This window comes from Candidatus Kosakonia sp. 282A-S69, assembly GCF_029433855.1.
GTDB lineage: Bacteria > Pseudomonadota > Gammaproteobacteria > Enterobacterales > Enterobacteriaceae > Kosakonia > Kosakonia cowanii_A.
The window spans coordinates 142,075-164,954 of record NZ_JAROAU010000005.1; the positions used below are offsets into that span (position 1 = coordinate 142,075).

Here is a 22,880-nt window from a genome sequence, read left to right on the forward strand (position 1 = left end):
ATCGAACTGCCGGAAGGCGTTGAGATGGTAATGCCGGGCGACAACATCAAAATGGTTGTTACCCTGATTCACCCGATTGCGATGGACGATGGTCTGCGTTTCGCAATCCGTGAAGGCGGCCGTACCGTTGGCGCGGGCGTTGTAGCAAAAGTTCTCAGCTAATCGCTGATAACATTTGACGCAATGCGCAAGAAAAGGGCATCATTTGATGCCCTTTTTGTACGCTTTCGACCCAGAACCTGGCTCATCAGTGATTTTTTTGTCCATAATCATTGCTGAGACAGGCTCTGAAGAGGGCGTGAGTCCGAAACTCGCCAGAGCATTTCGGTTTGGTTGCCTCGCTTATGCGGGGCAAAAATGTTTGTCTGAATTCTTGTGACAGGTTGGTTTATGAGTGCGAATACCGAAGCTCAAGGGAGCGGGCGCGGCCTGGAAGCGATGAAGTGGGTTGTTGTTGCAGTACTGCTGCTCGTGGCTATCGTTGGCAACTATCTTTATCGTGACATGATGCTGCCGCTCCGCGCGCTGGCAGTTGTAATTCTGATTGCTGCAGCAGGTGGTGTCGCGCTGTTGACGACGAAGGGAAAAGCGACCGTTGCTTTTGCCCGTGAAGCGAGAACCGAAGTACGTAAAGTGATTTGGCCCACTCGTCAGGAAACATTGCACACCACGTTGATTGTGGCTGCGGTCACCGCAGTTATGTCACTGATCCTGTGGGGGCTGGATGGTATTCTGGTCCGCCTGGTTTCCTTTATCACTGGCCTGAGGTTCTGAGATGTCTGAAGCTCCTAAAAAGCGCTGGTACGTCGTTCAGGCGTTTTCCGGTTTTGAAGGCCGCGTAGCAACTTCGCTGCGCGAGCATATCAAATTACACAACATGGAAGAGTTGTTTGGTGAAGTTATGGTGCCGACCGAAGAAGTGGTCGAAATCCGTGGCGGCCAGCGTCGCAAAAGCGAACGCAAATTCTTCCCGGGCTACGTACTTGTCCAGATGGTAATGAACGACGCCAGCTGGCACCTGGTGCGCAGCGTTCCGCGCGTAATGGGCTTCATCGGTGGTACTTCCGATCGTCCTGCACCGATTAGCGATAAAGAAGTCGATGCGATTATGAACCGCCTGCAGCAGGTTGGTGATAAGCCGCGTCCGAAAACGCTGTTCGAGCCAGGTGAAATGGTCCGCGTTAGCGATGGTCCGTTTGCCGACTTCAACGGTGTCGTTGAAGAAGTGGACTACGAGAAGTCCCGCCTGAAAGTTTCCGTCTCTATCTTCGGTCGTGCGACCCCGGTCGAGCTGGACTTTAGCCAGGTCGAAAAAGCCTAAATAATCGGCGAACAAACGTTGCACAGGGCGCGAAATTGACATACAATTTCGCGCCTTTTGTTTTTACGGGTTCTGAACCGGTAAAACAGTTTTAACCACGGGGAGCCTTTCGGGGCGCTATACCCAAACGAGGAAATTTCAATGGCTAAGAAAGTCCAGGCCTACGTCAAGCTGCAGGTTGCAGCTGGCATGGCAAACCCGAGCCCACCGGTTGGTCCGGCTCTGGGTCAGCAGGGTGTTAACATCATGGAATTCTGCAAAGCGTTCAACGCAAAAACAGAATCCATGGAAAAAGGTCTGCCGATTCCGGTTGTTATTACCGTTTACGCTGACCGTTCCTTCACTTTCGTTACCAAAACGCCTCCGGCAGCAGTTCTGCTGAAGAAAGCGGCTGGTATCAAGTCTGGTTCCGGCAAGCCGAACAAAGACAAAGTGGGCACCATCTCCCGCGCTCAGCTGCAGGAAATCGCTCAGACTAAAGCCGCGGACATGACCGGTGCTGACATTGAAGCGATGACTCGCTCAATCGAAGGTACTGCGCGTTCCATGGGCCTGGTAGTGGAGGATTAAGAAATGGCTAAACTGACCAAGCGTATGCGCGTGATCCGTGACAAAGTTGATGCGACCAAACAGTACGACATCAACGAAGCCATTGCTCTGCTGAAAGAGCTGGCCACTGCTAAATTCGTAGAAAGCGTAGACGTTGCCGTTAACCTCGGCATCGACGCACGTAAATCTGACCAGAACGTACGTGGTGCAACTGTACTGCCGCACGGTACTGGCCGTTCTGTTCGCGTAGCCGTATTTACCCAGGGCCCGAACGCTGAAGCTGCTAAAGCAGCTGGCGCTGAGCTGGTAGGTATGGAAGATCTGGCTGACCAGATCAAGAAAGGCGAAATGAACTTCGACGTTGTTATTGCTTCTCCGGATGCAATGCGCGTTGTTGGCCAGCTGGGTCAGGTTCTGGGCCCGCGCGGCCTGATGCCGAACCCGAAAGTTGGTACTGTAACGCCGAACGTTGCTGAAGCGGTTAAAAACGCTAAAGCGGGTCAGGTTCGTTACCGTAACGACAAAAACGGCATCATCCACACCACCATCGGTAAAGTGGACTTCGACGCTGACAAACTGAAAGAAAACCTGGAATCTCTGCTGGTTGCGCTGAAAAAAGCAAAACCGTCTCAGGCGAAAGGCGTGTACATCAAGAAAGTTAGCATCTCCACCACCATGGGTGCTGGTGTTGCGGTAGACCAGGCTGGTCTGAACGCAGCGGCGAACTAATATTCGCCTTTACGTGGGTGGCGGATTTGTCTACAATCTTCCCCCACGTTTTGCTCGCGTAAGCCAGCAAACAAACAGATTTGTTCGTTGGAGCCTGGCCTATCCAGGCCTCCGTCGAAGACCGCAGGTGTTTCGAAAGAGACTTAATTCCCTGCGTAGACGGTGACAGAACCTGAAGAATATTTTTTAAGTACTCTTTGGCTTGTTTCTGCTCACCGTATTAAGACGCTCTTTTCGTTGAAAAGAGTGAAGTGAGTTCCAGGGCATGAGCCCTGGCAAACATCCAGGAGCAAAGCTAATGGCTTTAAATCTTCAAGACAAACAAGCGATTGTTGCTGAAGTCAGCGAAGTAGCCAAAGGCGCGCTGTCTGCGGTTGTTGCGGATTCCCGTGGCGTTACCGTAGACAAAATGACCGAACTGCGTAAAGCAGGTCGCGAAGCCGGCGTTTACATGCGTGTTGTTCGTAACACCCTGCTGCGCCGTGTTGTTGAAGGTACTCAGTTTGAGTGCCTGAAAGACGCGTTCGTTGGTCCGACCCTGATTGCATATTCTATGGAACACCCGGGCGCTGCTGCTCGTCTGTTCAAAGATTTCGCGAAAGCGAATGCAAAATTTGAGGTCAAAGCCGCTGCCTTTGAAGGTGAGTTGATCCCGGCGTCCCAGATCGATCGCCTGGCAACCCTGCCGACCTACGAAGAAGCAATTGCACGCCTGATGGCAACCATGAAAGAAGCCTCTGCTGGCAAACTGGTTCGTACTCTGGCTGCTGTACGCGATGCGAAAGAAGCTGCTTAATCGCAGTTATCTGTGTAAAGCATTCGCTTACGTATAAACTTATTCTGATATTCAGGAACAATTTAAATGTCTATCACTAAAGATCAAATCATTGAAGCAGTTGCCGCTATGTCCGTAATGGACGTTGTAGAACTGATCTCTGCAATGGAAGAAAAATTCGGTGTTTCTGCTGCTGCCGCTGTAGCTGTTGCTGCTGGCCCGGCTGCTGAAGCTGCTGAAGAGAAAACTGAATTCGACGTTATTCTGAAAGCCGCTGGCGCTAACAAAGTTGCTGTTATCAAAGCAGTACGTGGCGCAACTGGCCTGGGTCTGAAAGAAGCTAAAGACCTGGTAGAATCTGCTCCGGCCGCTCTGAAAGAAGGCGTGAGCAAAGATGACGCTGAAGCTCTGAAAAAATCTCTGGAAGAAGCTGGCGCTGAAGTTGAAGTCAAATAAGCCAACCCTTCCGGTTGCAGCCTGAGAAATCAGGCTGATGGCTGGTGACTTTTTGGTCACCAGCCTTTTTGCGCTGTAGAAGGCGCTGGTAGTGTTTCACACTGTTTGACTACCTGTTGCCTTTTCAATGCTTGTTTCTATCGACGACTTAATATACTGCGACAGCCGCTCGGCGCTGTGTAAATCGCAATGAAATGATTTAAGCGTGATAGCAACAAGCATTGCGGAAAGTGCTCCACTTTCCGGTCAAAAAAATAGTGTTGCACAAACTGTCCTTTCCCTGGGCAGATGGGTCGACTTGTCAGCGAGCTGAGGAACCCTATGGTTTACTCCTATACCGAGAAAAAACGTATTCGTAAGGATTTTGGTAAACGTCCACAAGTACTGGATGTTCCCTATCTCCTTTCTATCCAGCTTGACTCGTTCCAGAAGTTCATCGAGCAAGATCCTGAAGGCCAGTACGGTCTCGAAGCGGCTTTCCGCTCCGTGTTCCCGATCAAGAGCTACAGCGGCAATTCGGAACTGCAATACGTCAGCTACCGTCTTGGCGAACCCGTATTTGACGTAAAAGAGTGTCAAATCCGTGGTGTGACGTACTCTGCCCCGCTGCGCGTAAAACTGCGTCTGGTGATCTACGAGCGCGAAGCGCCGGAAGGCACCGTAAAAGACATTAAAGAACAAGAAGTCTACATGGGCGAAATTCCGCTCATGACCGACAACGGTACCTTTGTTATCAACGGTACTGAGCGTGTTATCGTTTCTCAGCTGCACCGTAGCCCGGGCGTCTTCTTTGACAGCGACAAGGGTAAAACCCACTCTTCCGGTAAAGTGCTCTATAACGCACGTATTATTCCTTACCGTGGGTCTTGGCTGGACTTTGAGTTCGATCCGAAAGACAACCTGTTCGTTCGTATCGACCGTCGTCGTAAGCTGCCGGCAACCATTATTCTGCGCGCGCTGAACTACACCACTGAACAGATCCTTGACCTGTTCTTTGAGAAAGTGGTCTTTGAGATCCGCGACAACAAGCTGCAGATGGAACTGGTGCCGGAACGTCTGCGTGGCGAAACCGCCTCCTTCGATATCGAAGCCAACGGCAAAATGTATGTTGAGAAAGGCCGCCGCATCACCGCGCGCCACATTCGTCAGCTGGAAAAAGACGAAATCCAACATATCGAAGTGCCGGTTGAGTACATCGCGGGCAAAGTTGCGGCGAAAGACTACGTTGACGAATCCACTGGCGAGCTGATCTGTCCGGCTAACATGGAGCTGTCGCTCGATCTGCTGGCCAAACTGAGCCAGGCCGGTCACAAACGTATCGAAACTCTGTTCACCAACGATCTGGATCATGGCCCGTACATCTCTGAAACCGTACGCGTCGACCCAACTAACGATCGTCTGAGCGCGCTGGTAGAAATCTACCGCATGATGCGCCCGGGTGAGCCGCCGACTCGCGAAGCGGCTGAAAGCCTGTTTGAAAACCTGTTCTTCTCCGAAGACCGCTACGATCTCTCTGCGGTAGGCCGCATGAAGTTCAACCGTTCTCTGCTGCGCGACAGCATTGAAGGTTCCGGTATCCTGAGCAACGACGACATCATCGAAGTGATGAAAAAGCTCATCGGTATCCGTAACGGCATCGGTGAAGTGGATGATATCGACCACCTCGGCAACCGTCGTATCCGTTCCGTAGGCGAAATGGCGGAAAACCAATTCCGCGTGGGCCTGGTGCGTGTAGAGCGTGCGGTGAAAGAGCGTCTCTCTCTGGGCGATCTGGATACCCTGATGCCGCAGGACATGATCAACGCCAAGCCGATTTCGGCGGCGGTGAAAGAGTTCTTCGGTTCCAGCCAGCTCTCCCAGTTTATGGATCAGAACAACCCGCTGTCTGAGATTACGCACAAGCGTCGTATCTCTGCACTTGGCCCGGGCGGTCTGACCCGTGAGCGCGCAGGCTTTGAAGTTCGAGACGTACACCCGACACACTACGGTCGCGTATGTCCAATCGAAACGCCTGAAGGTCCGAACATCGGTCTTATCAACTCCCTGTCCGTCTATGCACAGACTAACGAATACGGCTTCCTCGAAACGCCGTACCGTAAAGTGACTGACGGCGTGGTGACTGACGAGATCCATTACCTCTCTGCAATTGAAGAGGGTAACTACGTTATCGCTCAGGCGAACACCAACCTGACGGAAGAGGGGCGTTTCGCAGACGATCTGGTAACCTGCCGCAGCAAAGGCGAATCAAGCCTCTTCAGCGCAGATCAGGTTGACTACATGGACGTCTCCACTCAGCAGGTGGTTTCCGTCGGTGCATCCCTGATTCCGTTCCTGGAACACGATGACGCCAACCGTGCATTGATGGGTGCGAACATGCAACGTCAGGCGGTTCCGACTCTGCGCGCTGATAAGCCGCTGGTTGGTACCGGTATGGAACGTGCTGTTGCCGTTGACTCCGGCGTAACCGCCGTAGCGAAACGTGGCGGTACCGTTCAGTACGTGGATGCTTCCCGTATCGTTATCAAAGTTAACGAAGACGAGATGTACCCGGGCGAAGCAGGTATCGACATCTACAACCTGACCAAATACACCCGTTCTAACCAGAACACCTGTATCAACCAGATGCCGTGTGTCTACCTGGGTGAGCCGATTGAGCGCGGCGACGTGCTGGCAGACGGTCCGTCCACCGACCTCGGTGAACTGGCGCTCGGTCAGAACATGCGCGTAGCGTTCATGCCGTGGAACGGTTACAACTTCGAAGACTCCATCCTCGTCTCCGAGCGTGTGGTTCAGGAAGATCGTTTCACCACTATTCACATCCAGGAACTGGCTTGTGTGTCCCGTGACACCAAACTGGGGCCGGAAGAGATCACCGCTGACATCCCGAACGTGGGTGAAGCTGCGCTCTCCAAACTGGATGAATCCGGTATCGTTTACATCGGTGCAGAAGTGACCGGCGGCGACATTCTGGTTGGTAAGGTAACGCCGAAGGGTGAAACCCAGCTGACGCCTGAAGAGAAACTGCTGCGCGCGATCTTCGGTGAGAAAGCGTCTGACGTTAAAGACTCTTCTCTGCGCGTACCAAACGGTGTTTCCGGTACGGTTATCGACGTTCAGGTCTTCACCCGCGATGGCGTGGAAAAAGACAAACGTGCGCTGGAAATCGAAGAGATGCAGCTCAAACAGGCGAAGAAAGACCTGTCTGAAGAACTGCAGATCCTCGAAGCTGGCCTGTTCAGCCGTATCCACTCCGTGCTGGTATCCGGTGGCGTTGAAGCTGATAAGCTCGACAAACTGCCGCGCGACCGCTGGCTGGAACTCGGCCTGACCGACGAAGCGAAACAGAATCAGCTGGAACAGCTGGCTGAACAGTACGACGAACTGAAACACGAGTTCGAGAAAAAACTCGAAGCGAAACGCCGTAAGATCACTCAGGGCGACGATCTGGCACCGGGCGTGCTGAAGATTGTTAAGGTTTATCTGGCCGTTAAACGTCAGATCCAGCCTGGTGATAAGATGGCAGGTCGTCACGGTAACAAGGGCGTTATCTCCAAGATCAACCCGATCGAAGATATGCCATACGATGAAAACGGCACGCCGGTAGACATCGTACTGAACCCGCTGGGCGTACCGTCTCGTATGAACATCGGTCAGATCCTTGAAACCCACCTGGGTATGGCTGCGAAAGGTATTGGCGACAAGATTAACGCCATGCTGAAACAGCAGCAGGAAGTCGCGAAACTGCGCGAGTTCATCCAGCGTGCATACGATCTGGGCGCTGACGTTCGTCAGAAAGTCGACCTGAGCACCTTCAGCGATGACGAAGTGCTGCGTCTGGCTGAAAACCTGCGTAAAGGCATGCCGATCGCAACGCCGGTCTTCGACGGTGCGAAAGAGTCTGAAATCAAGGAGCTGTTACAGCTGGGTGGCCTGCCGACTTCCGGTCAGATCACACTGTTCGACGGTCGTACCGGTGAGCAGTTCGAGCGCCAGGTTACCGTTGGCTACATGTACATGCTGAAACTGAACCACCTGGTTGATGACAAAATGCATGCGCGTTCCACCGGTTCCTACAGCCTGGTTACTCAGCAGCCGCTGGGTGGTAAGGCGCAGTTCGGTGGTCAGCGCTTCGGGGAGATGGAAGTGTGGGCGCTGGAAGCATATGGCGCGGCATACACCCTGCAGGAAATGCTCACCGTTAAGTCTGATGACGTGAATGGTCGTACCAAGATGTATAAGAACATCGTGGACGGCAACCATCAGATGGAACCGGGGATGCCAGAGTCCTTCAACGTACTGTTGAAAGAGATTCGTTCGCTGGGTATCAACATCGAGCTGGAAGACGAGTAACTCTCGCTCAAACAGGTCACTGGTGCCGGTGTAACACCCGGCACCAGATTGTGCTAACTCCGACGGGAGCAAATCCGTGAAAGACTTATTAAAGTTTCTGAAAGCGCAAACTAAAACCGAAGAGTTTGATGCGATCAAAATTGCTCTGGCTTCGCCAGACATGATCCGTTCATGGTCTTTTGGTGAAGTTAAAAAGCCAGAAACCATCAACTACCGTACGTTCAAACCTGAGCGTGACGGCCTTTTCTGTGCGCGTATCTTCGGGCCAGTAAAAGATTACGAGTGCCTGTGCGGTAAGTACAAGCGCCTGAAACACCGCGGTGTGATCTGTGAGAAGTGCGGCGTTGAAGTGACCCAGACTAAAGTGCGTCGTGAGCGCATGGGCCACATCGAACTGGCTTCCCCGACTGCACACATCTGGTTCCTGAAATCGCTGCCGTCCCGTATCGGTCTGCTGCTGGATATGCCGCTGCGTGATATCGAACGCGTTCTCTACTTCGAATCCTATGTAGTGATCGAAGGCGGGATGACCAACCTGGAACGTAACCAGATCCTGACTGAAGAGCAGTATCTGGATGCGCTGGAAGAGTTTGGTGACGAATTTGACGCGAAGATGGGCGCCGAAGCGATCCAGGCCCTGCTGAAAAGCATGGATCTGGAGCAAGAGTGCGAACAGCTGCGTGAAGAGCTGAACGAAACCAACTCCGAAACCAAACGTAAGAAGCTGACCAAGCGTATCAAATTGCTGGAAGCGTTCGTACAGTCTGGTAACAAGCCGGAGTGGATGATCCTGACCGTTCTGCCAGTGCTGCCGCCGGACCTGCGTCCGCTGGTTCCGCTGGATGGTGGTCGTTTCGCAACGTCGGATCTGAACGATCTCTATCGTCGCGTGATCAACCGTAACAACCGTCTGAAACGTCTGCTGGATCTGGCGGCACCGGACATCATCGTACGCAACGAAAAACGTATGCTGCAGGAAGCGGTTGACGCCCTGCTGGATAACGGCCGTCGCGGTCGTGCGATCACCGGTTCCAACAAGCGTCCGCTGAAATCTTTGGCCGATATGATCAAAGGTAAGCAGGGGCGTTTCCGTCAGAACCTGCTCGGTAAGCGTGTTGACTACTCCGGTCGTTCTGTAATCACCGTAGGTCCATACCTGCGTCTGCATCAGTGCGGTCTGCCGAAGAAAATGGCGCTGGAGCTGTTCAAACCGTTCATTTACGGCAAGCTGGAACTGCGTGGCCTCGCCACCACCATCAAAGCCGCGAAGAAAATGGTTGAGCGCGAAGAAGCTGTCGTTTGGGATATCCTGGACGAAGTTATCCGCGAACACCCGGTACTGCTGAACCGTGCACCAACACTGCACCGTCTGGGTATCCAGGCATTTGAACCGGTACTGATCGAAGGTAAAGCGATCCAGCTGCACCCGCTGGTTTGTGCGGCATACAACGCCGACTTCGATGGTGACCAGATGGCTGTTCACGTACCGCTGACGCTGGAAGCCCAGCTCGAAGCGCGTGCGCTGATGATGTCTACCAACAACATCCTGTCCCCGGCGAACGGCGAACCCATCATCGTTCCGTCTCAGGACGTTGTACTGGGTCTGTACTACATGACCCGTGACTGTGTTAACGCCAAAGGCGAAGGCATGGTGCTGACTGGCCCGAAAGAAGCTGAGCGTATTTATCGCGCTGGCCTGGCCTCTCTGCATGCGCGCGTTAAAGTGCGTATCACCGAATATGAAAAAGATGCTAACGGCGAGTTCGTTGCGACCACCAGCCTGAAAGACACGACCGTTGGCCGTGCCATTCTGTGGATGATCGTACCGAAAGGTCTGCCTTTCTCCATCGTCAACCAGGCGCTGGGCAAGAAAGCGATCTCCAAAATGCTGAACACCTGTTACCGCATTCTGGGTCTGAAGCCGACCGTTATCTTCGCCGACCAGACGATGTACACCGGCTTTGCTTATGCAGCGCGTTCAGGTGCATCCGTTGGTATCGATGACATGGTCATCCCGGAGAAGAAACACGAGATCATCTCTGAAGCGGAAGCCGAAGTTGCTGAGATCCAGGAGCAGTTCCAGTCTGGTCTGGTTACCGCGGGCGAACGCTATAACAAAGTTATCGATATTTGGGCCGCGGCGAACGATCGCGTATCCAAAGCGATGATGGATAACCTGCAGACTGAAACCGTTATTAACCGTGACGGCGTTGAAGAGCAGCAGGTTTCCTTTAACAGCATCTACATGATGGCCGACTCCGGTGCGCGTGGTTCTGCAGCCCAGATTCGTCAGCTTGCTGGTATGCGTGGTCTGATGGCGAAGCCGGATGGCTCCATCATCGAAACGCCGATCACCGCGAACTTCCGTGAAGGTCTGAACGTACTCCAGTACTTCATCTCCACGCACGGTGCGCGTAAAGGTCTGGCGGATACCGCACTGAAAACCGCGAACTCCGGTTACCTGACCCGTCGTCTGGTTGACGTGGCACAGGATCTGGTCGTAACCGAAGACGATTGTGGCACCCTCGAAGGGATCACCATGACGCCGGTTATCGAAGGTGGCGACGTTAAAGAGCCGCTGCGCGATCGCGTTCTGGGTCGTGTGACTGCTGAAGACATTCTGAAGCCGGGCACCGCAGACATTCTGGTTCCGCGCAACACGCTGCTGCACGAACAGTGGTGTGACCTGCTGGAAGCGAACTCTGTCGACTCCGTAAAAGTGCGTTCCGTTGTATCCTGCGACACCGACTTTGGTGTGTGCGCCCACTGCTATGGTCGTGACCTGGCGCGTGGCCACATCATCAACAAAGGTGAAGCCATCGGCGTTATCGCAGCACAGTCCATCGGTGAGCCGGGTACACAGCTGACGATGCGTACGTTCCACATCGGTGGTGCGGCATCGCGTGCGGCTGCTGAATCCAGCATCCAGGTGAAAAACAAAGGTAGCATCCGTCTGAGCAATGCGAAGTCGGTTGTTAACTCCAGCGGCAAGCTGGTGGTCACCTCCCGTAACACTGAGCTGAAACTGATCGACGAATTCGGTCGTACCAAAGAGAGCTATAAAGTGCCTTACGGTGCGGTGATGGCGAAGGGTGATGGCGAGCAGGTTGCCGGCGGTGAAACCGTTGCAAACTGGGATCCGCACACCATGCCGGTAATCACCGAAGTGGCTGGTTTCATCCGCTTCACCGACATGATCGATGGTCAGACGATTACCCGTCAGACCGACGAACTGACCGGTCTCTCTTCGCTGGTGGTTCTGGACTCCGCAGAGCGTACCTCTGGTGGTAAAGATCTGCGTCCGGCACTGAAAATCGTTGATGCCAATGGCAACGACGTACTGATCCCAGGCACCGATATGCCTGCCCAGTACTTCCTGCCGGGTAAAGCGATTGTACAGCTGGAAGATGGCGTACAGATCAGCTCCGGTGACACCCTGGCGCGTATTCCGCAGGAATCCGGCGGTACCAAGGATATTACCGGTGGTCTGCCGCGCGTTGCGGATCTGTTCGAAGCACGTCGTCCGAAAGAGCCGGCAATCCTGGCTGAAATCAGCGGTATCATCTCCTTCGGTAAAGAGACCAAAGGGAAGCGCCGCCTGGTGATCACGCCGGTTGACGGTAGCGATCCGTACGAAGAGATGATCCCGAAATGGCGTCAGCTCAACGTGTTTGAAGGTGAACGTGTAGAACGTGGTGACGTGGTTTCCGACGGTCCGGAAGCGCCGCACGACATTCTGCGTCTTCGTGGCGTACACGCGGTAACGCGTTATATCACCAACGAAGTACAGGACGTTTACCGTCTGCAGGGCGTTAAGATCAACGATAAGCACATCGAAGTTATCGTTCGTCAGATGCTGCGTAAAGCTACCATCGTGAACGCGGGCAGCTCCGAGTTCCTGGAAGGCGAGCAGGTTGAATACTCACGCGTCAAGATTGCTAACCGCGATCTCGAAGCGAACGGCAAAATCAGTGCAACCTATGCACGCGATCTGCTGGGTATCACCAAAGCGTCTCTGGCGACCGAGTCCTTTATCTCCGCGGCATCGTTCCAGGAGACGACTCGTGTGCTTACCGAAGCAGCCGTTGCGGGCAAACGCGACGAACTGCGCGGTCTGAAAGAGAACGTCATCGTGGGTCGTCTGATCCCGGCCGGTACCGGTTATGCGTACCACCAGGATCGTATGCGCCGTCGCGCCGCTGGCGAACTGCCGGCAGCACCGCAGGTGACTGCGGAAGACGCCTCCGCGAGCCTCGCAGAACTGCTGAACGCAGGTCTGGGCGGTTCCGACAACGAGTAATCGTTTCTCGTCATAAAAACCCGCTTCGGCGGGTTTTTTTATGTCCAGAATCCGCTAAATCGGTCCTCGATCGCGTTCCAGGACGCCCGCCGCGCACAGGACGGGCACACTCAGCGTTCTGTTAATTGATCAGGAACGCATTATGTCCTTACGCACAGTGATTCTCTCTTTTACGCTCCTTCTCAGCGGGTTAACCCATGCCGATACCGCTTTCCGCCAGTTGCATCTGGAAGAGGATAAAGCTCGCCCACTTGATGTCGCCGTCTGGTATCCCACCGCTCAAACCGGCACCCCCGAAACGGTGGGCGAAAACCCGGTTTTTGTTGGCACACCGGCACTACGTAATGCCCAACCCGTCGACGGCAAACATCCGTTATTACTGCTCTCGCACGGGTATGGCGGCAACTGGCGTAACCTGAACTGGCTGGCGCAACGTATGGCGGCGCAGGGGTATATTGTTGCCGCACCCGATCATCCGGGCACCACCACCCGCAATAAAGCGCAGCAGGATGCCTGGCAGCTCTGGCAGCGCCCGCGCGACCTGCGCCGCGTAATGAATGAACTGATGGGCAATTCTGCTATTGCTGGACAGGTCGATACCCGCCGCATTGCCGCGATCGGCCACTCGCTGGGCGGCTGGACGGTGATGGAACTGGCGGGTGCACGCTTTGATACCAGGCGCTTGCAAACGGATTGTAAAAGCCATCCTGCACTGTCGGGCTGTAAGTTGATCCCGACCCTGGGCATCGATCGCCCTGCGGCTTCGGGCCCGTTAATGGAGAGCCAGCGTGAGCCACTCATCAAAGCCGTAGTGTCGCTGGATTTGGGACTGGCGCGCGGTTTCACGCCTGAAAGCCTTGCACAACTGAATGTGTCGGTGCTAATCCTCTCCGCACAGGCTGACAGCGTCGAGTTGCCTGCGCGACTGGAATCGGGCTATTTGCAACATTACATTCCGGCGGCGAAGCAGCAGGCGCAGAGCATCCCGGGCGCAACGCATTTTAGCTTTATGCAGCTCTGCAAGCCCGGTGCGAAGGCGCTGATTGAGGCACAGGATCCGGGCGAGGGGATAGTGTGTGAGGATGGCGGTGCACTAAGCCGGGCTGATATTCATCAGCGGCTTAGCGACACGATCAGCGCTTTTCTGCAGCAGGCGCTGAAATACCCGCCGCTGCGCGGCGAAACTCCGTCGGGCTCACGCCGCTGATACGCACGAACTCACGGTTGAAGTTAGATTTGGTGGCAAAGCCAGCATCCAGCATGATGCTGGTGATGGGTGCATCGGTGGTGAGCAGCAGGTGCTGCGCGTAGTGGATGCGGAAGCCGTTAATCCACTGCGAGACATTACAGCCGCGCACCGCATTGACTGCCCGTGAAATCTGACGGGCAGGGATCACCCATTTTCGTGCCAGCAGATCGAGCGTCAGATCGTTATTGAGAAAGAGCTGCTGTTCACGCAGGCGCGCCTCCAGCTTTTCACAGAGCGTGACAAGATCGCTCTCCACCACCACCCTTTGCTCATCGGCTGGCTGTATCACCTCTGTCTCGTCAGCAGCGGGGATTTTTTTACCGCTGTAAAGAATGGCGAGGCAGATAAACGGCAGCAGTATCGCCTGCGAGAGGGCGACGAGGCGCGGTGCCTGTAAGCCGTCATACCAGGCGAAGTCGAGCATAATCGCCAGATCGGTCAGGCCGCTAAAGCAGAGAAACGCACCGGCAAGAAGGGCCATCACCGACGTGCTGGGCGCATCTGTTAACCGGGTCAGTACGAACGCATCCGCGCCGCGATAAGCGGTCCATATCAGCGCGCCGCCGTAACCGATATAGAGCAACATCAGCACAATGTCCGTAGCCATGGGCGCGATCAGGTTCAGCGCCAGTGCGATTGCAGGCGGTAGCAGCGAGGCAATACGTTCAGCGGTGCGGCTTTGCCCGGTCACACTGGCAAAACAGCGCCATGCCAGCGGCGGCAGCGTGATCGCCAGCATCGACTGTAGCTGTCGAAACATCGGCGCATCAAATTGCCAGCGCAGCGCCGTCATCAGCACCAGCAGCGCGCAGCCGGTGATAAACGTGGCGAGGGTGCGGTAGCCGCAGGGGCGTTGTAGCCAGACCTTTGCCAGCAGCATTAGCAGCAGGGAGAACGTATAAAACGGAACGGGAATGGCGGGCATCGGGCACCTGCTGCGGCGATTACGATCAATGAATGCCATGTTGTGCCATAAAACGGCGCGGAATACACCTCACCGTTTTGGCAGCAATAAAAAACGCCCGGCAAAGCGAGCGTCTCAGCAGGTGGTGAAGCGAATATTAACCGCGCGGCGGGAGCCTGCGGTAGATCTCAATCAGGTCGTCGGCCAGATCCTGGATAACCATCGCGTTCATCAGGTGGTCCTGCGAGTGAACGGTGATCAGGTTGACCGGCAGTTTACCGGTGCCTTCGTCCAGACCGATAAGCTGGGTCTGGATCTTATGCGCAGCTTTAACAAATTCGCGGGACTCCTCCATCGCTTTTTCCGCGTCGTCGAAATCGCCTTTACGCGCCATCTGCAGCGCGGTCAGTGCCTGGCTGCGCGCCGCACCAGCGTTGACCAGCAGTTCCATAATGATGGTTTCTAACTCTTCCACGCGCTCACTCCAGCAGCTTAAGGGCTTTTTCCAGTACGACATCGCCTTTCATCATGCCGTAATCCATCATATCGATCACCGCCACCTTCTTACCCAGCGGCTCGGCCTGCGCCTGCAGTTTTGCCTGCTCATACTTCACCTGCGGCCCCAGCAACACGATATCTGCCGTTGCAATCTCATCTTTAAAATCCGCAACAGGAACCGCTTTGATGGTGACCTCGACGCCTTTCTTTTGCGCCGCGTCTTTCATTCGTTGCACCAACATGCTGGTGGACATACCTGCTGCACAGCATAAAACGATGTTTTTCATAGTCAGCCTCGGTGTTGATGGGATAATTGATAATTATCCGTCGGCGTTGACTTCAACAACCGCTTTACGGTGATTGTGTGTCTGGCATCACAAAGAAAGAGCAGCGAATGTGAAACCGGTTACAACCTGACATCACCTCGTTTCACTCCTTGCATGACCACCGTTAGCCGCAGTGTTGCCCAGCGCGATAAGCAGCGTACCTGCTGAAGAGGGGCGGAGCGGGAGAGGGGAACAGCGCCCGCTCCGGTCAGTGTACGCTGACGAAGATAGGGTGCCGCAGCGGGCGCGTTGGTGCCAGCGCCCGAATTTCACTTTACGTAACAGGCCGAAAGAAAATTATTCGTTTATCAGCGTATTACTCTTTTTTTGCGGCACACGTCCCAGCCAGCTATCCCAGTCTTTCCATACCGGTTGCAGCCCACGGGCGATCAGCGCATCAGCCACCGCCTGCGGGCGTCGTCCATCGTGGGGTGAGAACTGCTCCAGTTCCGGGTGATCGTCGGCATAACCGCCGGGCTGCGTTTTGGAAAAGGCGCTGACATTGTTGATGGCAAGCGGAATAACATGATCGCGAAAGTGCGGTGATTCCCGCGTCGACAGCGACAACTCCGTATCCGGTGCCAGCAGGCGAAACGCGCAGATAGTCTGCACCAGCTGGCGTTCATCCATAATTGACGCAGGTTCGATCCCGCCCGCGCAGGGGCGCAGGCGAGGAAACGAAACGGAGTAGCGGCTCTGCCAGTAGTGCTGCTGTAACCAGAGCAGATGTTCCGCCACCATATAGCAGTCGACGCGCCAGCTATCGGATAACCCCATCAGCGCGCCAAGGCCGATCTTGTCGATCCCCGCGCGGCCAAGGCGATCCGGCGTCTCCAGCCGCCAGAAAAAGTCCTGCTTTTTACCGCGCAGATGGTGCCGGGCATACTGCGCCTCATGGTAGGTCTCCTGGTAGACCATCACGCCATCCAGCCCGAGCCCTTTTAGCTCGCGATACTCCTCTTCAGAGAGCGGCTGCACTTCCATCTGTAAGGAGGCGAAACGGCGGCGAATCGCGGGGAAGTGGCGGCGAAAATAGTCCATCCCTACTTTTCCCTGATGCTCGCCGGTGACCAGCAGCAGATGCTCAAATCCCAGTTCACGCAGGGCGGCACACTCCCGGGCGATCTCCTGCTCATCCAGCGTTTTGCGCTTCAAATGGTTGCTCATAGAGAAACCGCAATAGGTGCAATCGTTGGCGCAGAGATTAGACAGATAGAGCGGGACATAGAAACTGACGGTGTTGCCAAAGCGCTGGCGGGTCAGACGCTGCGCTTTCTGCGCCAGCGGTTCCAGCAGTTCACTGGCCGCCGGGGAGAGCAACGCCATCATATCGTCGCGGGTCACTTGCCGGGCGTTAAGCGCGCGCCCGACATCGGCGGTGGTCTTGCTGTGAATACGCAGGCGAATATCATCCCAGTTCAGCTGCCGCCAGCGGTCGGTAAACGTCTTCATTGCAGCGTCTCCAGAAAGCCGGTCAGTGGGCTGGTGGGCGCAGCGTAGTGTTGGCGCGCGCCCGGCACTGCGCGGCGCGCCAGCGCCCCGGCTTCCACTGCCAGGCGAAACGCGCGCGCCATGGCGACCGGATCGTCCGCGACGGCGATGGCGGTGTTGACCAGCACGGCGTCCGCGCCCATCTCCAGCGCCAGCGCGGCGTGGCTTGGCGCACCGATGCCGGCATCCACGACCACCGGCACGCTGGCCTGCTCAATGATGATCTCCAGCATGGCGCGAGTCTCCAGCCCCTGATTCGAGCCAATCGGCGCACCGAGCGGCATTACCGCTGCGCACCCTACCTCTTCCAGCCGTTTGCATAACACCGGATCCGCGCCGCAGTAGGGCAGCACCACAAACCCGCTCTGCACCAGCTTCTCTGCCGCGCGCAGGGTTTCGATAGGGTCCGGCAGCAGCCAGCGCGCATCGGGGTGGATCTCCAGCTTCAGCCAGTGTGTGCCCAGCGCTTCACGCGCCAGCTGGGCGGCAAAGATCGCCTCTTCGGCATTTTTCGCACCGGAGGTGTTCGGCAGCAGGGTGACGCCCGCGTCAATCAGCGGTTGTAGAATAGCGTCGTTGCGCTGGCGTAAATCGACGCGCTTCATTGCCAGCGTCACTAGCTCGCTACCCGCCGCCTGAATCGACTCCACCATCAGCTGCGGCGTGGCAAATTTCCCCGTGCCGGTAAAGAGGCGTGAAGAAAAGGTTTTATCTGCAATACGTAACATCTCAACCCCCTGCGATAACCTGAAACAGCAGGATGCGATCGCCATCCTGCAGCTGTTGTTCTTCCCAGCGCTCACGCGGCAGAATCGCCTCATTTAGCGCCAGCGCGACGCCCGGCTTTAACTGATCGAGAGCCTCTAGCAGGTCGGCAACACTCAGCGCTGGCTCGCAAGCCATCGGCTCGTCATTCAAGCGTATTTGCATGATGCCCTCCGCAGACCGGGCAGGCGCTGGCGCGCTGCAGTGCGAGGGTGCGCCACAGGTTGGTGCGGGCGTCAAACAGCCGCAGCTCCCCCTGCGCCGCTTGCATGCCGGTTAACAGCTTGATGGCTTCCAGCGCCTGCATTGCTCCCATGATGCCGACCACCGGGCCGACAATGCCCGCCGTGCGGCAGTTGCGTTCCGGCTCGCGATCGTCGGGCCACAAACAGCGGTAGCAGCCCTGCTCCCAGGGCGGGGTGAGCACCAGCAGCTGGCCGCCAAAACCGACGGCACTGCCGGAAACCAGTGGCGTATTGCGCGCCACGCAGGCGGCGTTGATCGCCTGGCGGGTCTGCATGTTATCGCTGCAATCGAGTACCACATCGGCGCGCGCGACCTCCTCAAGCAGTGCATGGCCGCTGAGCCGCTGTGGGAGGGAGAGCAGTTCAATCTGCGGGTTAAGCTGATGCAGCCGCTCGGCCGTCACCGTGGCTTTGGGCTGGTTAATATCGCGCGTGGTAAACAGAATCTGCCGTTGTAGATTGCTCAGGTGCACGGCGTCATCATCCGCCAGCATCAGCATGCCGACACCCGCGCCCGCCAGGTAGGCGGCGGCCGGTGCGCCAAGACCGCCAAGGCCGACAATCAACACCCGGCTGTCGAGCAGCTTTTGTTGCCCGGCAATGGCGATCTCCTCCAGTAAAATCTGGCGGCTGTAGCGCATAAAGTCGTGATCATTCATCGCCCACCCCCGCGAGATCCAGTAGCTGCCGCGTGGCCTGTAGCCACTCATCCGCCTGGGTAATGGCGCTGACGACGGCAATGCTACCGACGCCCGTTGCCAGCACCTCTGGCGCACGGGAGAGGCTGATGCCGCCGATCGCCACCGTCGGGTAGTCACCGAGCCGCGCAACGTGGCGCGTAAGTGCTGTCAGCCCCTGCGGAGCGGAAGGCATCTGCTTGGTTTGCGTCGGGAAGACGTGTCCGAGCGCGATGTAGGAGGGGCGTGCCGCCAGCGCGACGTCAATTTCCATATCGTCATGGGTTGAGAGGCCGAGCCGCAGTCCGGCCTGGCGAATGGCGTTCAGGTCGGTGGTGGTCAGATCCTCCTGGCCAAGATGCACGCCGTAGGCCTGGTGTTTAATCGCCAGCCGCCAGTAATCATTGATAAACAGCCGCGCATTGTAGCGGCGAGCAAGGGTAATGGCGGCTATCACGTCCGCTTCCACTTCTTCGTCGCGCTTATCTTTGATACGCAGTTGCAGGGTGCGTACGCCTGCGTCCAGCAGGCGGGAGATCCACTCCACGCTATCGACCACCGGATAGAGCCCGAGGCGAAAGGGTACCGGCGGGAAATCAGGCTGGTACATTACGCCTCCTCCTGTTTCAGGTAGATCTCCCCGCCGCGGGCGCGGAAGTCGCTGGCTTTATCCGCCATGCCCGCGTCGATGCTCTGCGCGGCGGCGTAATCACGCACCTCCTGCGAAATCTTCATTGAGCAGAATTTCGGTCCGCACATTGAGCAGAAGTGCGCCACTTTGCCCGACTCCTGCGGCAGGGTTTCATCGTGATAGGCACGGGCGGTGAAGGGGTCGAGAGCGAGGTTGAACTGATCCTCCCAGCGGAACTCAAATCGCGCTTTCGACATGGCGTTATCGCGGATCTGCGCCCCTGGGTGGCCTTTGGCCAGATCCGCGGCGTGGGCGGCGATTTTGTAAGTGATCAGCCCCTGTTTAACATCCTCTTTGTTCGGAAGGCCTAAGTGCTCTTTCGGCGTGACATAGCAGAGCATTGCGCAGCCAAACCAGCCAATCATCGCCGCGCCGATGCCGGAGGTGAAGTGGTCATAGCCCGGCGCGATATCGGTGGTGAGCGGCCCAAGGGTGTAGAAGGGCGCTTCGTGGCAGCTCTCCAGCTCTTCGGTCATGTTGCGGCGAATCATCTGCATCGGCACGTGACCGGGACCTTCAATCATCACCTGCACGTCATACTCCCAGGCGATGTGGGTCAGCTCACCCAGCGTATGCAGCTCGGCGAATTGCGCTTCGTCATTGGCGTCCTGAATCGATCCCGGGCGCAGACCATCGCCGAGTGACAAAGAGACATCGTAAGCCGCACAGATTTCGCAGATCTCGCGGAAGTGGGTGTAGAGGAAATTCTCCTGATGGTGCGAGAGGCACCACTTCGCCATGATCGAGCCGCCGCGCGAAACAATGCCCGTCAGGCGCTGCGCGGTCATTGGTACATAGCGCAGCAGTACGCCAGCATGGATAGTGAAGTAGTCGACTCCCTGTTCCGCCTGCTCCAGCAGGGTGTCGCGGAATACTGACCAGCTAAGATCTTCAGCGATCCCGTTGACCTTCTCCAGCGCCTGGTAGATCGGAACAGTGCCGATCGGCACCGGGCTGTTACGCAAGATCCACTCACGGGTTTCATGAATATAGCGACCAGTGGAGAGATCCATCACCGTATCCGCGCCCCAGCGGGTTGACCACACCAGCTTCTCCACCTCCTCTTCAATCGACGAGGTGACGGCAGAGTTACCGATATTGGCATTCACCTTCACCAGGAAGTTGCGGCCAATGATCATCGGTTCCGACTCCGGGTGGTTAATGTTGGCGGGGATAATGGCCCGGCCTGCCGCCACTTCAGCGCGGACAAACTCTGGCGTAATGTTCTCCGGCAGCCGCGCGCCAAACCCTTCGCCCGGATGTTGACGACGAAGCACGTCACTGCGAATGCGCTCGCGGCCCATGTTTTCGCGCAGGGCGATAAACTCCATCTCCGGGGTAATGATGCCCTGGCGGGCGTAGTGCAACTGCGTCACGCATTTACCCGCTTTGGCGCGGCGCGGCGACAGCAGGCCATTAAAACGCAAGGCATCAAGGCCGTCATCCGCCAGGCGTTGAGTGGTATAGGCTGAACTGCGATGTTCCAGCTCTTCGCTGTCATTGCGGGCAGCGATCCACGGTGCGCGCAGCTTAGCCAGACCCTGCTGCACATCGATGGCAATCGCCGGATCGCCGTACGGGCCGGAGGTGTCATACACGGGCACCGCTTCGTTCTCTTCATACTGTGGGGCAGTTTTGGAGCCGCCGACGAGAGTCGGGCTAAGCTGGATTTCGCGCATTGGTACGCGAATATCGGGCTGGGAGCCGATGAGGTAGATGCGGCGGGAGTTGGGGAAAGCGGTGCCTTCCAGCGTATCGATAAAGTGTTGCGCCTGGGCGCGTTGTTCACGGCGTGAACGTTGAGTAGTAGACATAGCTCATTCCAGTGTCAAAGGAGATGGCTTGTCAGACGACGGATGGAGTAATGGCAGCAAACCGCCCGCAAGGGTGGTGTTGTGGATGGATTACTCTTGTTCCCTTCGCAGGTATTAGCCTGATCAGGTTCCGCGGATCCCGAATTAACGGTCTCAGCCTTTTTACACTTCAGCGTTCGCACTGGTCTGTGTTAGCGACTTCTGCTCACCCGGCAGGGGATCCGCAGAGTTGCCGCTTTGACACAGCCCGAAAGCGTTGGTGTAAAAGAGTGGCACTCCGACAAGAAAAACCCCCGCCCGAAGCGGGGGACTGTTTTTTAAACTACGCGTTAATGGTTAAGAACTCAAGCCGGGCGCGCTATCCCGGTTTCATCATTGGCGCTTTCACTGAGATGGTTATCGAATGCCAGCGTGATTAGCTGATCTTCCAGCGTAAAACGCGCCGCCAGCGCTTCACCGATGTCTGAGAGGGCCTGCTGGAACTCCATGCAGTTGTCATCATCGATGGATTGTTCAAGGCTGGAATCATAATGTTTCATGATTTCAACGGTATTGGCTTCCAGCTGCGGATAGAGCTGGGTGGCCGCTAAAAGTGGGCTGGCGCCTTCCATTTCCTTGATGATGCGTTCATAAATAGTGAAATGACCCGCGGAAAGGTATTCAACCAGGTTGTGGCAAAAATCATCCAGCGCTTTTTCGTTAAGCTGCATGTACGACCCTTTGCCCGGCTTGATCCCCACCAGGTTGTAATAGGAGATGAGAAGCTGCTTACGCTCGTTGAGCCAGAAATCGACAAGCTTGTTACTTCCCCCCAGTCGTTCTGTCAGGCTTTCTAACTGGTTCAGCATAAATGACTCCGCAAAATGTAAGATTAAAAATGATGTAATAATAATGTTAATAACATGCCAGTGAAGCTAAGGTCGCGCAATGGTACAAACTCTTGAAGCTCATCACCGTGGCTGGTGGATAGTCAGCCATGAACAAAAATTATGGTTGCCCGCTGGAGAATTACCACATGGAGAGGCAGGAAATTTCGATCTTGTGGGTCAACCCGCGCAAATTATCGGCGAATGGCAGGGAGAGAGCGTCTGGCTTGTTCGCCAGCAACGCATGCAAGAGATGGGATCGGTACGTTTACTGATCGATCAGGATACCGCGCTATTCCAGCTAGCCGGGCGCGGCGTGCAGCTGGCCGAGTTTTACCGATCGCATAAGTTTTGCGGCTACTGTGGGCACACCATGCACCCCAGCAAAACCGAGTGGGCGATGCTCTGCGACCACTGTCGGGAACGCTACTATCCACAAATTGCCCCCTGCATTATTGTCGCCATTCGCCGTGATGACAGCCTGCTACTTGCCCAGCACACGCGTCATCGTAATGGCGTGTATACCGTGCTGGCTGGATTTGTTGAAGTCGGCGAGACGCTGGAGCAGGCGGTAGCACGCGAGGTGATGGAGGAGAGCGGGATTAAAATCAAGAACCTGCGTTATGTCACCTCTCAGCCGTGGCCCTTCCCACAATCATTAATGACCGCCTTTATGGCTGAGTATGAGAGCGGTGAGATTGTCATTGATACCAAAGAGCTGATCGATGCCGGCTGGTATCGTTATGACGACCTGCCGCTGCTTCCGCCAGCGGGTACCGTCGCGCGCCGCCTGATCGAGGATACCGTGGCGATGTGTCGGGCAGAGAGCGAATAAGGTGTATATACTGGCGGCCTGACGCTTGAGGAACTGACA

The 22,880-nt window shown here is 56.0% G+C and carries 21 protein-coding genes; 11 read left to right on the forward strand and 10 right to left on the reverse strand.

Features of this window, described 5'->3' with window-relative positions:
- From PU683_RS21500 to PU683_RS21545, 10 genes are all read left to right on the forward strand, one after another.
- Positions 1-162: EF-Tu C-terminal domain-related protein (locus PU683_RS21500; RefSeq protein WP_072275890.1), on the forward strand; the 162-nt coding region annotated here is incomplete at its 5' end.
- 228 nt (positions 163-390) lie between these two features.
- The gene (secE, locus tag PU683_RS21505) at positions 391-774 is read left to right on the forward strand and encodes a preprotein translocase subunit SecE (protein WP_003033128.1); all 384 of its coding nucleotides are present in this window, start codon (positions 391-393) and stop codon (positions 772-774) included.
- A gap of 1 nt (position 775) precedes the next feature.
- Positions 776-1,321, forward strand: coding sequence for a transcription termination/antitermination protein NusG (gene nusG, locus PU683_RS21510; protein WP_006816549.1), 546 nt, complete (start codon positions 776-778; stop codon positions 1,319-1,321).
- A gap of 141 nt (positions 1,322-1,462) precedes the next feature.
- The gene (gene rplK / locus PU683_RS21515; protein ID WP_023479393.1) at positions 1,463-1,891 is read left to right on the forward strand and encodes a 50S ribosomal protein L11; all 429 of its coding nucleotides are present in this window, start codon (positions 1,463-1,465) and stop codon (positions 1,889-1,891) included.
- Positions 1,892-1,894: 3 nt separating this feature from the next.
- Positions 1,895-2,599: a 50S ribosomal protein L1 gene (gene rplA / locus PU683_RS21520; RefSeq protein ID WP_187800512.1), complete on the forward strand. Its 705-nt coding sequence runs from the start codon at positions 1,895-1,897 to the stop codon at positions 2,597-2,599.
- 298 nt (positions 2,600-2,897) lie between these two features.
- The gene (rplJ, locus tag PU683_RS21525; protein ID WP_007704673.1) at positions 2,898-3,395 is read left to right on the forward strand and encodes a 50S ribosomal protein L10; all 498 of its coding nucleotides are present in this window, start codon (positions 2,898-2,900) and stop codon (positions 3,393-3,395) included.
- Between the two features lie 66 nt (positions 3,396-3,461).
- Positions 3,462-3,830 carry a 50S ribosomal protein L7/L12 gene (gene rplL, locus PU683_RS21530; protein ID WP_035890291.1) on the forward strand — a complete coding sequence of 123 codons (369 nt, stop codon included), beginning with the start codon at positions 3,462-3,464 and terminating at the stop codon, positions 3,828-3,830.
- A gap of 321 nt (positions 3,831-4,151) precedes the next feature.
- Positions 4,152-8,180, forward strand: a complete 4,029-nt coding sequence (gene rpoB / locus PU683_RS21535) for a DNA-directed RNA polymerase subunit beta (protein ID WP_277174615.1) — start codon at positions 4,152-4,154, stop codon at positions 8,178-8,180.
- A gap of 76 nt (positions 8,181-8,256) precedes the next feature.
- Positions 8,257-12,480 carry a DNA-directed RNA polymerase subunit beta' gene (gene rpoC / locus PU683_RS21540; RefSeq protein ID WP_277174616.1) on the forward strand — a complete coding sequence of 1,408 codons (4,224 nt, stop codon included), beginning with the start codon at positions 8,257-8,259 and terminating at the stop codon, positions 12,478-12,480.
- A 142-nt stretch (positions 12,481-12,622) separates the two neighbouring features.
- Positions 12,623-13,687 (forward strand): alpha/beta hydrolase family protein, encoded by a 1,065-nt coding sequence (locus tag PU683_RS21545; RefSeq protein WP_277174617.1) that lies wholly within the window; start codon positions 12,623-12,625, stop codon positions 13,685-13,687.
- On the opposite strand, the gene PU683_RS21550 is transcribed toward PU683_RS21545, so the two are convergent.
- The 10 genes from PU683_RS21550 to rsd form a co-directional block, all read right to left on the reverse strand.
- Entirely contained in the window at positions 13,614-14,693 is a 1,080-nt protein-coding gene (locus PU683_RS21550; protein ID WP_346771070.1) for an AraC family transcriptional regulator, read from the reverse strand. The two genes, PU683_RS21545 and PU683_RS21550, sit on opposite strands and share 74 nt — an antisense overlap.
- Before the next feature lie 97 nt (positions 14,694-14,790).
- A complete protein-coding gene (locus PU683_RS21555; protein WP_124970758.1) occupies positions 14,791-15,108 on the reverse strand; it encodes a PTS lactose/cellobiose transporter subunit IIA in 318 nt (105 codons plus the stop codon).
- Between the two features lie 4 nt (positions 15,109-15,112).
- Positions 15,113-15,418 (reverse strand): PTS sugar transporter subunit IIB, encoded by a 306-nt coding sequence (locus PU683_RS21560; protein ID WP_023479403.1) that lies wholly within the window; start codon positions 15,416-15,418, stop codon positions 15,113-15,115.
- 336 nt (positions 15,419-15,754) lie between these two features.
- Entirely contained in the window at positions 15,755-16,909 is a 1,155-nt protein-coding gene (thiH, locus tag PU683_RS21565) for a 2-iminoacetate synthase ThiH (RefSeq protein ID WP_277174618.1), read from the reverse strand.
- Positions 16,906-17,676, reverse strand: a complete 771-nt coding sequence (gene thiG / locus PU683_RS21570) for a thiazole synthase (RefSeq protein WP_277174619.1) — start codon at positions 17,674-17,676, stop codon at positions 16,906-16,908. The genes thiH and thiG overlap by 4 nt, the downstream gene beginning before the upstream one ends.
- 1 nt (position 17,677) lies before the next feature.
- Entirely contained in the window at positions 17,678-17,878 is a 201-nt protein-coding gene (gene thiS / locus PU683_RS21575) for a sulfur carrier protein ThiS (RefSeq protein ID WP_277174620.1), read from the reverse strand.
- Positions 17,859-18,617 (reverse strand): HesA/MoeB/ThiF family protein, encoded by a 759-nt coding sequence (locus PU683_RS21580; protein WP_277174621.1) that lies wholly within the window; start codon positions 18,615-18,617, stop codon positions 17,859-17,861. The genes thiS and PU683_RS21580 overlap by 20 nt, the downstream gene beginning before the upstream one ends.
- Positions 18,610-19,245 (reverse strand): thiamine phosphate synthase, encoded by a 636-nt coding sequence (thiE, locus tag PU683_RS21585; RefSeq protein ID WP_277174622.1) that lies wholly within the window; start codon positions 19,243-19,245, stop codon positions 18,610-18,612. The genes PU683_RS21580 and thiE overlap by 8 nt, the downstream gene beginning before the upstream one ends.
- The gene (gene thiC / locus PU683_RS21590) at positions 19,245-21,140 is read right to left on the reverse strand and encodes a phosphomethylpyrimidine synthase ThiC (protein ID WP_277174623.1); all 1,896 of its coding nucleotides are present in this window, start codon (positions 21,138-21,140) and stop codon (positions 19,245-19,247) included. The genes thiE and thiC overlap by 1 nt, the downstream gene beginning before the upstream one ends.
- Positions 21,141-21,484: 344 nt before the next feature.
- Positions 21,485-21,988, reverse strand: coding sequence for a sigma D regulator (gene rsd / locus PU683_RS21595; protein WP_277174624.1), 504 nt, complete (start codon positions 21,986-21,988; stop codon positions 21,485-21,487).
- Between the two features lie 79 nt (positions 21,989-22,067).
- Between rsd and nudC the strand changes: the two genes are divergently transcribed.
- The gene (nudC, locus tag PU683_RS21600) at positions 22,068-22,841 is read left to right on the forward strand and encodes an NAD(+) diphosphatase (RefSeq protein WP_277174625.1); all 774 of its coding nucleotides are present in this window, start codon (positions 22,068-22,070) and stop codon (positions 22,839-22,841) included.
- The last annotated feature ends 39 nt before the right edge of the window (positions 22,842-22,880 follow it).

What these genes read in the sequence shown, in the direction of transcription:
- nusG (WP_006816549.1), top strand. Translation starts at nt 776, where the DNA reads ATGTCTGAAGCTCCTAAAAAGCGCTGGTACGTCGTTCAGGCGTTTTCC.
- rplJ (WP_007704673.1), top strand. Translation starts at nt 2,898, where the DNA reads ATGGCTTTAAATCTTCAAGACAAACAAGCGATTGTTGCTGAAGTCAGC.
- thiG (WP_277174619.1), bottom strand. Translation starts at nt 17,676, where the DNA reads ATGTTACGTATTGCAGATAAAACCTTTTCTTCACGCCTCTTTACCGGC.
- rplL (WP_035890291.1), top strand. Translation starts at nt 3,462, where the DNA reads ATGTCTATCACTAAAGATCAAATCATTGAAGCAGTTGCCGCTATGTCC.
- thiE (WP_277174622.1), bottom strand. Translation starts at nt 19,245, where the DNA reads ATGTACCAGCCTGATTTCCCGCCGGTACCCTTTCGCCTCGGGCTCTAT.
- PU683_RS21560 (WP_023479403.1), bottom strand. Translation starts at nt 15,418, where the DNA reads ATGAAAAACATCGTTTTATGCTGTGCAGCAGGTATGTCCACCAGCATG.
- rplK (WP_023479393.1), top strand. Translation starts at nt 1,463, where the DNA reads ATGGCTAAGAAAGTCCAGGCCTACGTCAAGCTGCAGGTTGCAGCTGGC.
- rsd (WP_277174624.1), bottom strand. Translation starts at nt 21,988, where the DNA reads ATGCTGAACCAGTTAGAAAGCCTGACAGAACGACTGGGGGGAAGTAAC.
- thiC (WP_277174623.1), bottom strand. Translation starts at nt 21,140, where the DNA reads ATGTCTACTACTCAACGTTCACGCCGTGAACAACGCGCCCAGGCGCAA.
- thiS (WP_277174620.1), bottom strand. Translation starts at nt 17,878, where the DNA reads ATGCAAATACGCTTGAATGACGAGCCGATGGCTTGCGAGCCAGCGCTG.
- nudC (WP_277174625.1), top strand. Translation starts at nt 22,068, where the DNA reads ATGGTACAAACTCTTGAAGCTCATCACCGTGGCTGGTGGATAGTCAGC.
- rplA (WP_187800512.1), top strand. Translation starts at nt 1,895, where the DNA reads ATGGCTAAACTGACCAAGCGTATGCGCGTGATCCGTGACAAAGTTGAT.
- PU683_RS21550 (WP_346771070.1), bottom strand. Translation starts at nt 14,693, where the DNA reads ATGGCATTCATTGATCGTAATCGCCGCAGCAGGTGCCCGATGCCCGCC.
- PU683_RS21580 (WP_277174621.1), bottom strand. Translation starts at nt 18,617, where the DNA reads ATGAATGATCACGACTTTATGCGCTACAGCCGCCAGATTTTACTGGAG.
- rpoB (WP_277174615.1), top strand. Translation starts at nt 4,152, where the DNA reads ATGGTTTACTCCTATACCGAGAAAAAACGTATTCGTAAGGATTTTGGT.
- PU683_RS21545 (WP_277174617.1), top strand. Translation starts at nt 12,623, where the DNA reads ATGTCCTTACGCACAGTGATTCTCTCTTTTACGCTCCTTCTCAGCGGG.
- thiH (WP_277174618.1), bottom strand. Translation starts at nt 16,909, where the DNA reads ATGAAGACGTTTACCGACCGCTGGCGGCAGCTGAACTGGGATGATATT.
- secE (WP_003033128.1), top strand. Translation starts at nt 391, where the DNA reads ATGAGTGCGAATACCGAAGCTCAAGGGAGCGGGCGCGGCCTGGAAGCG.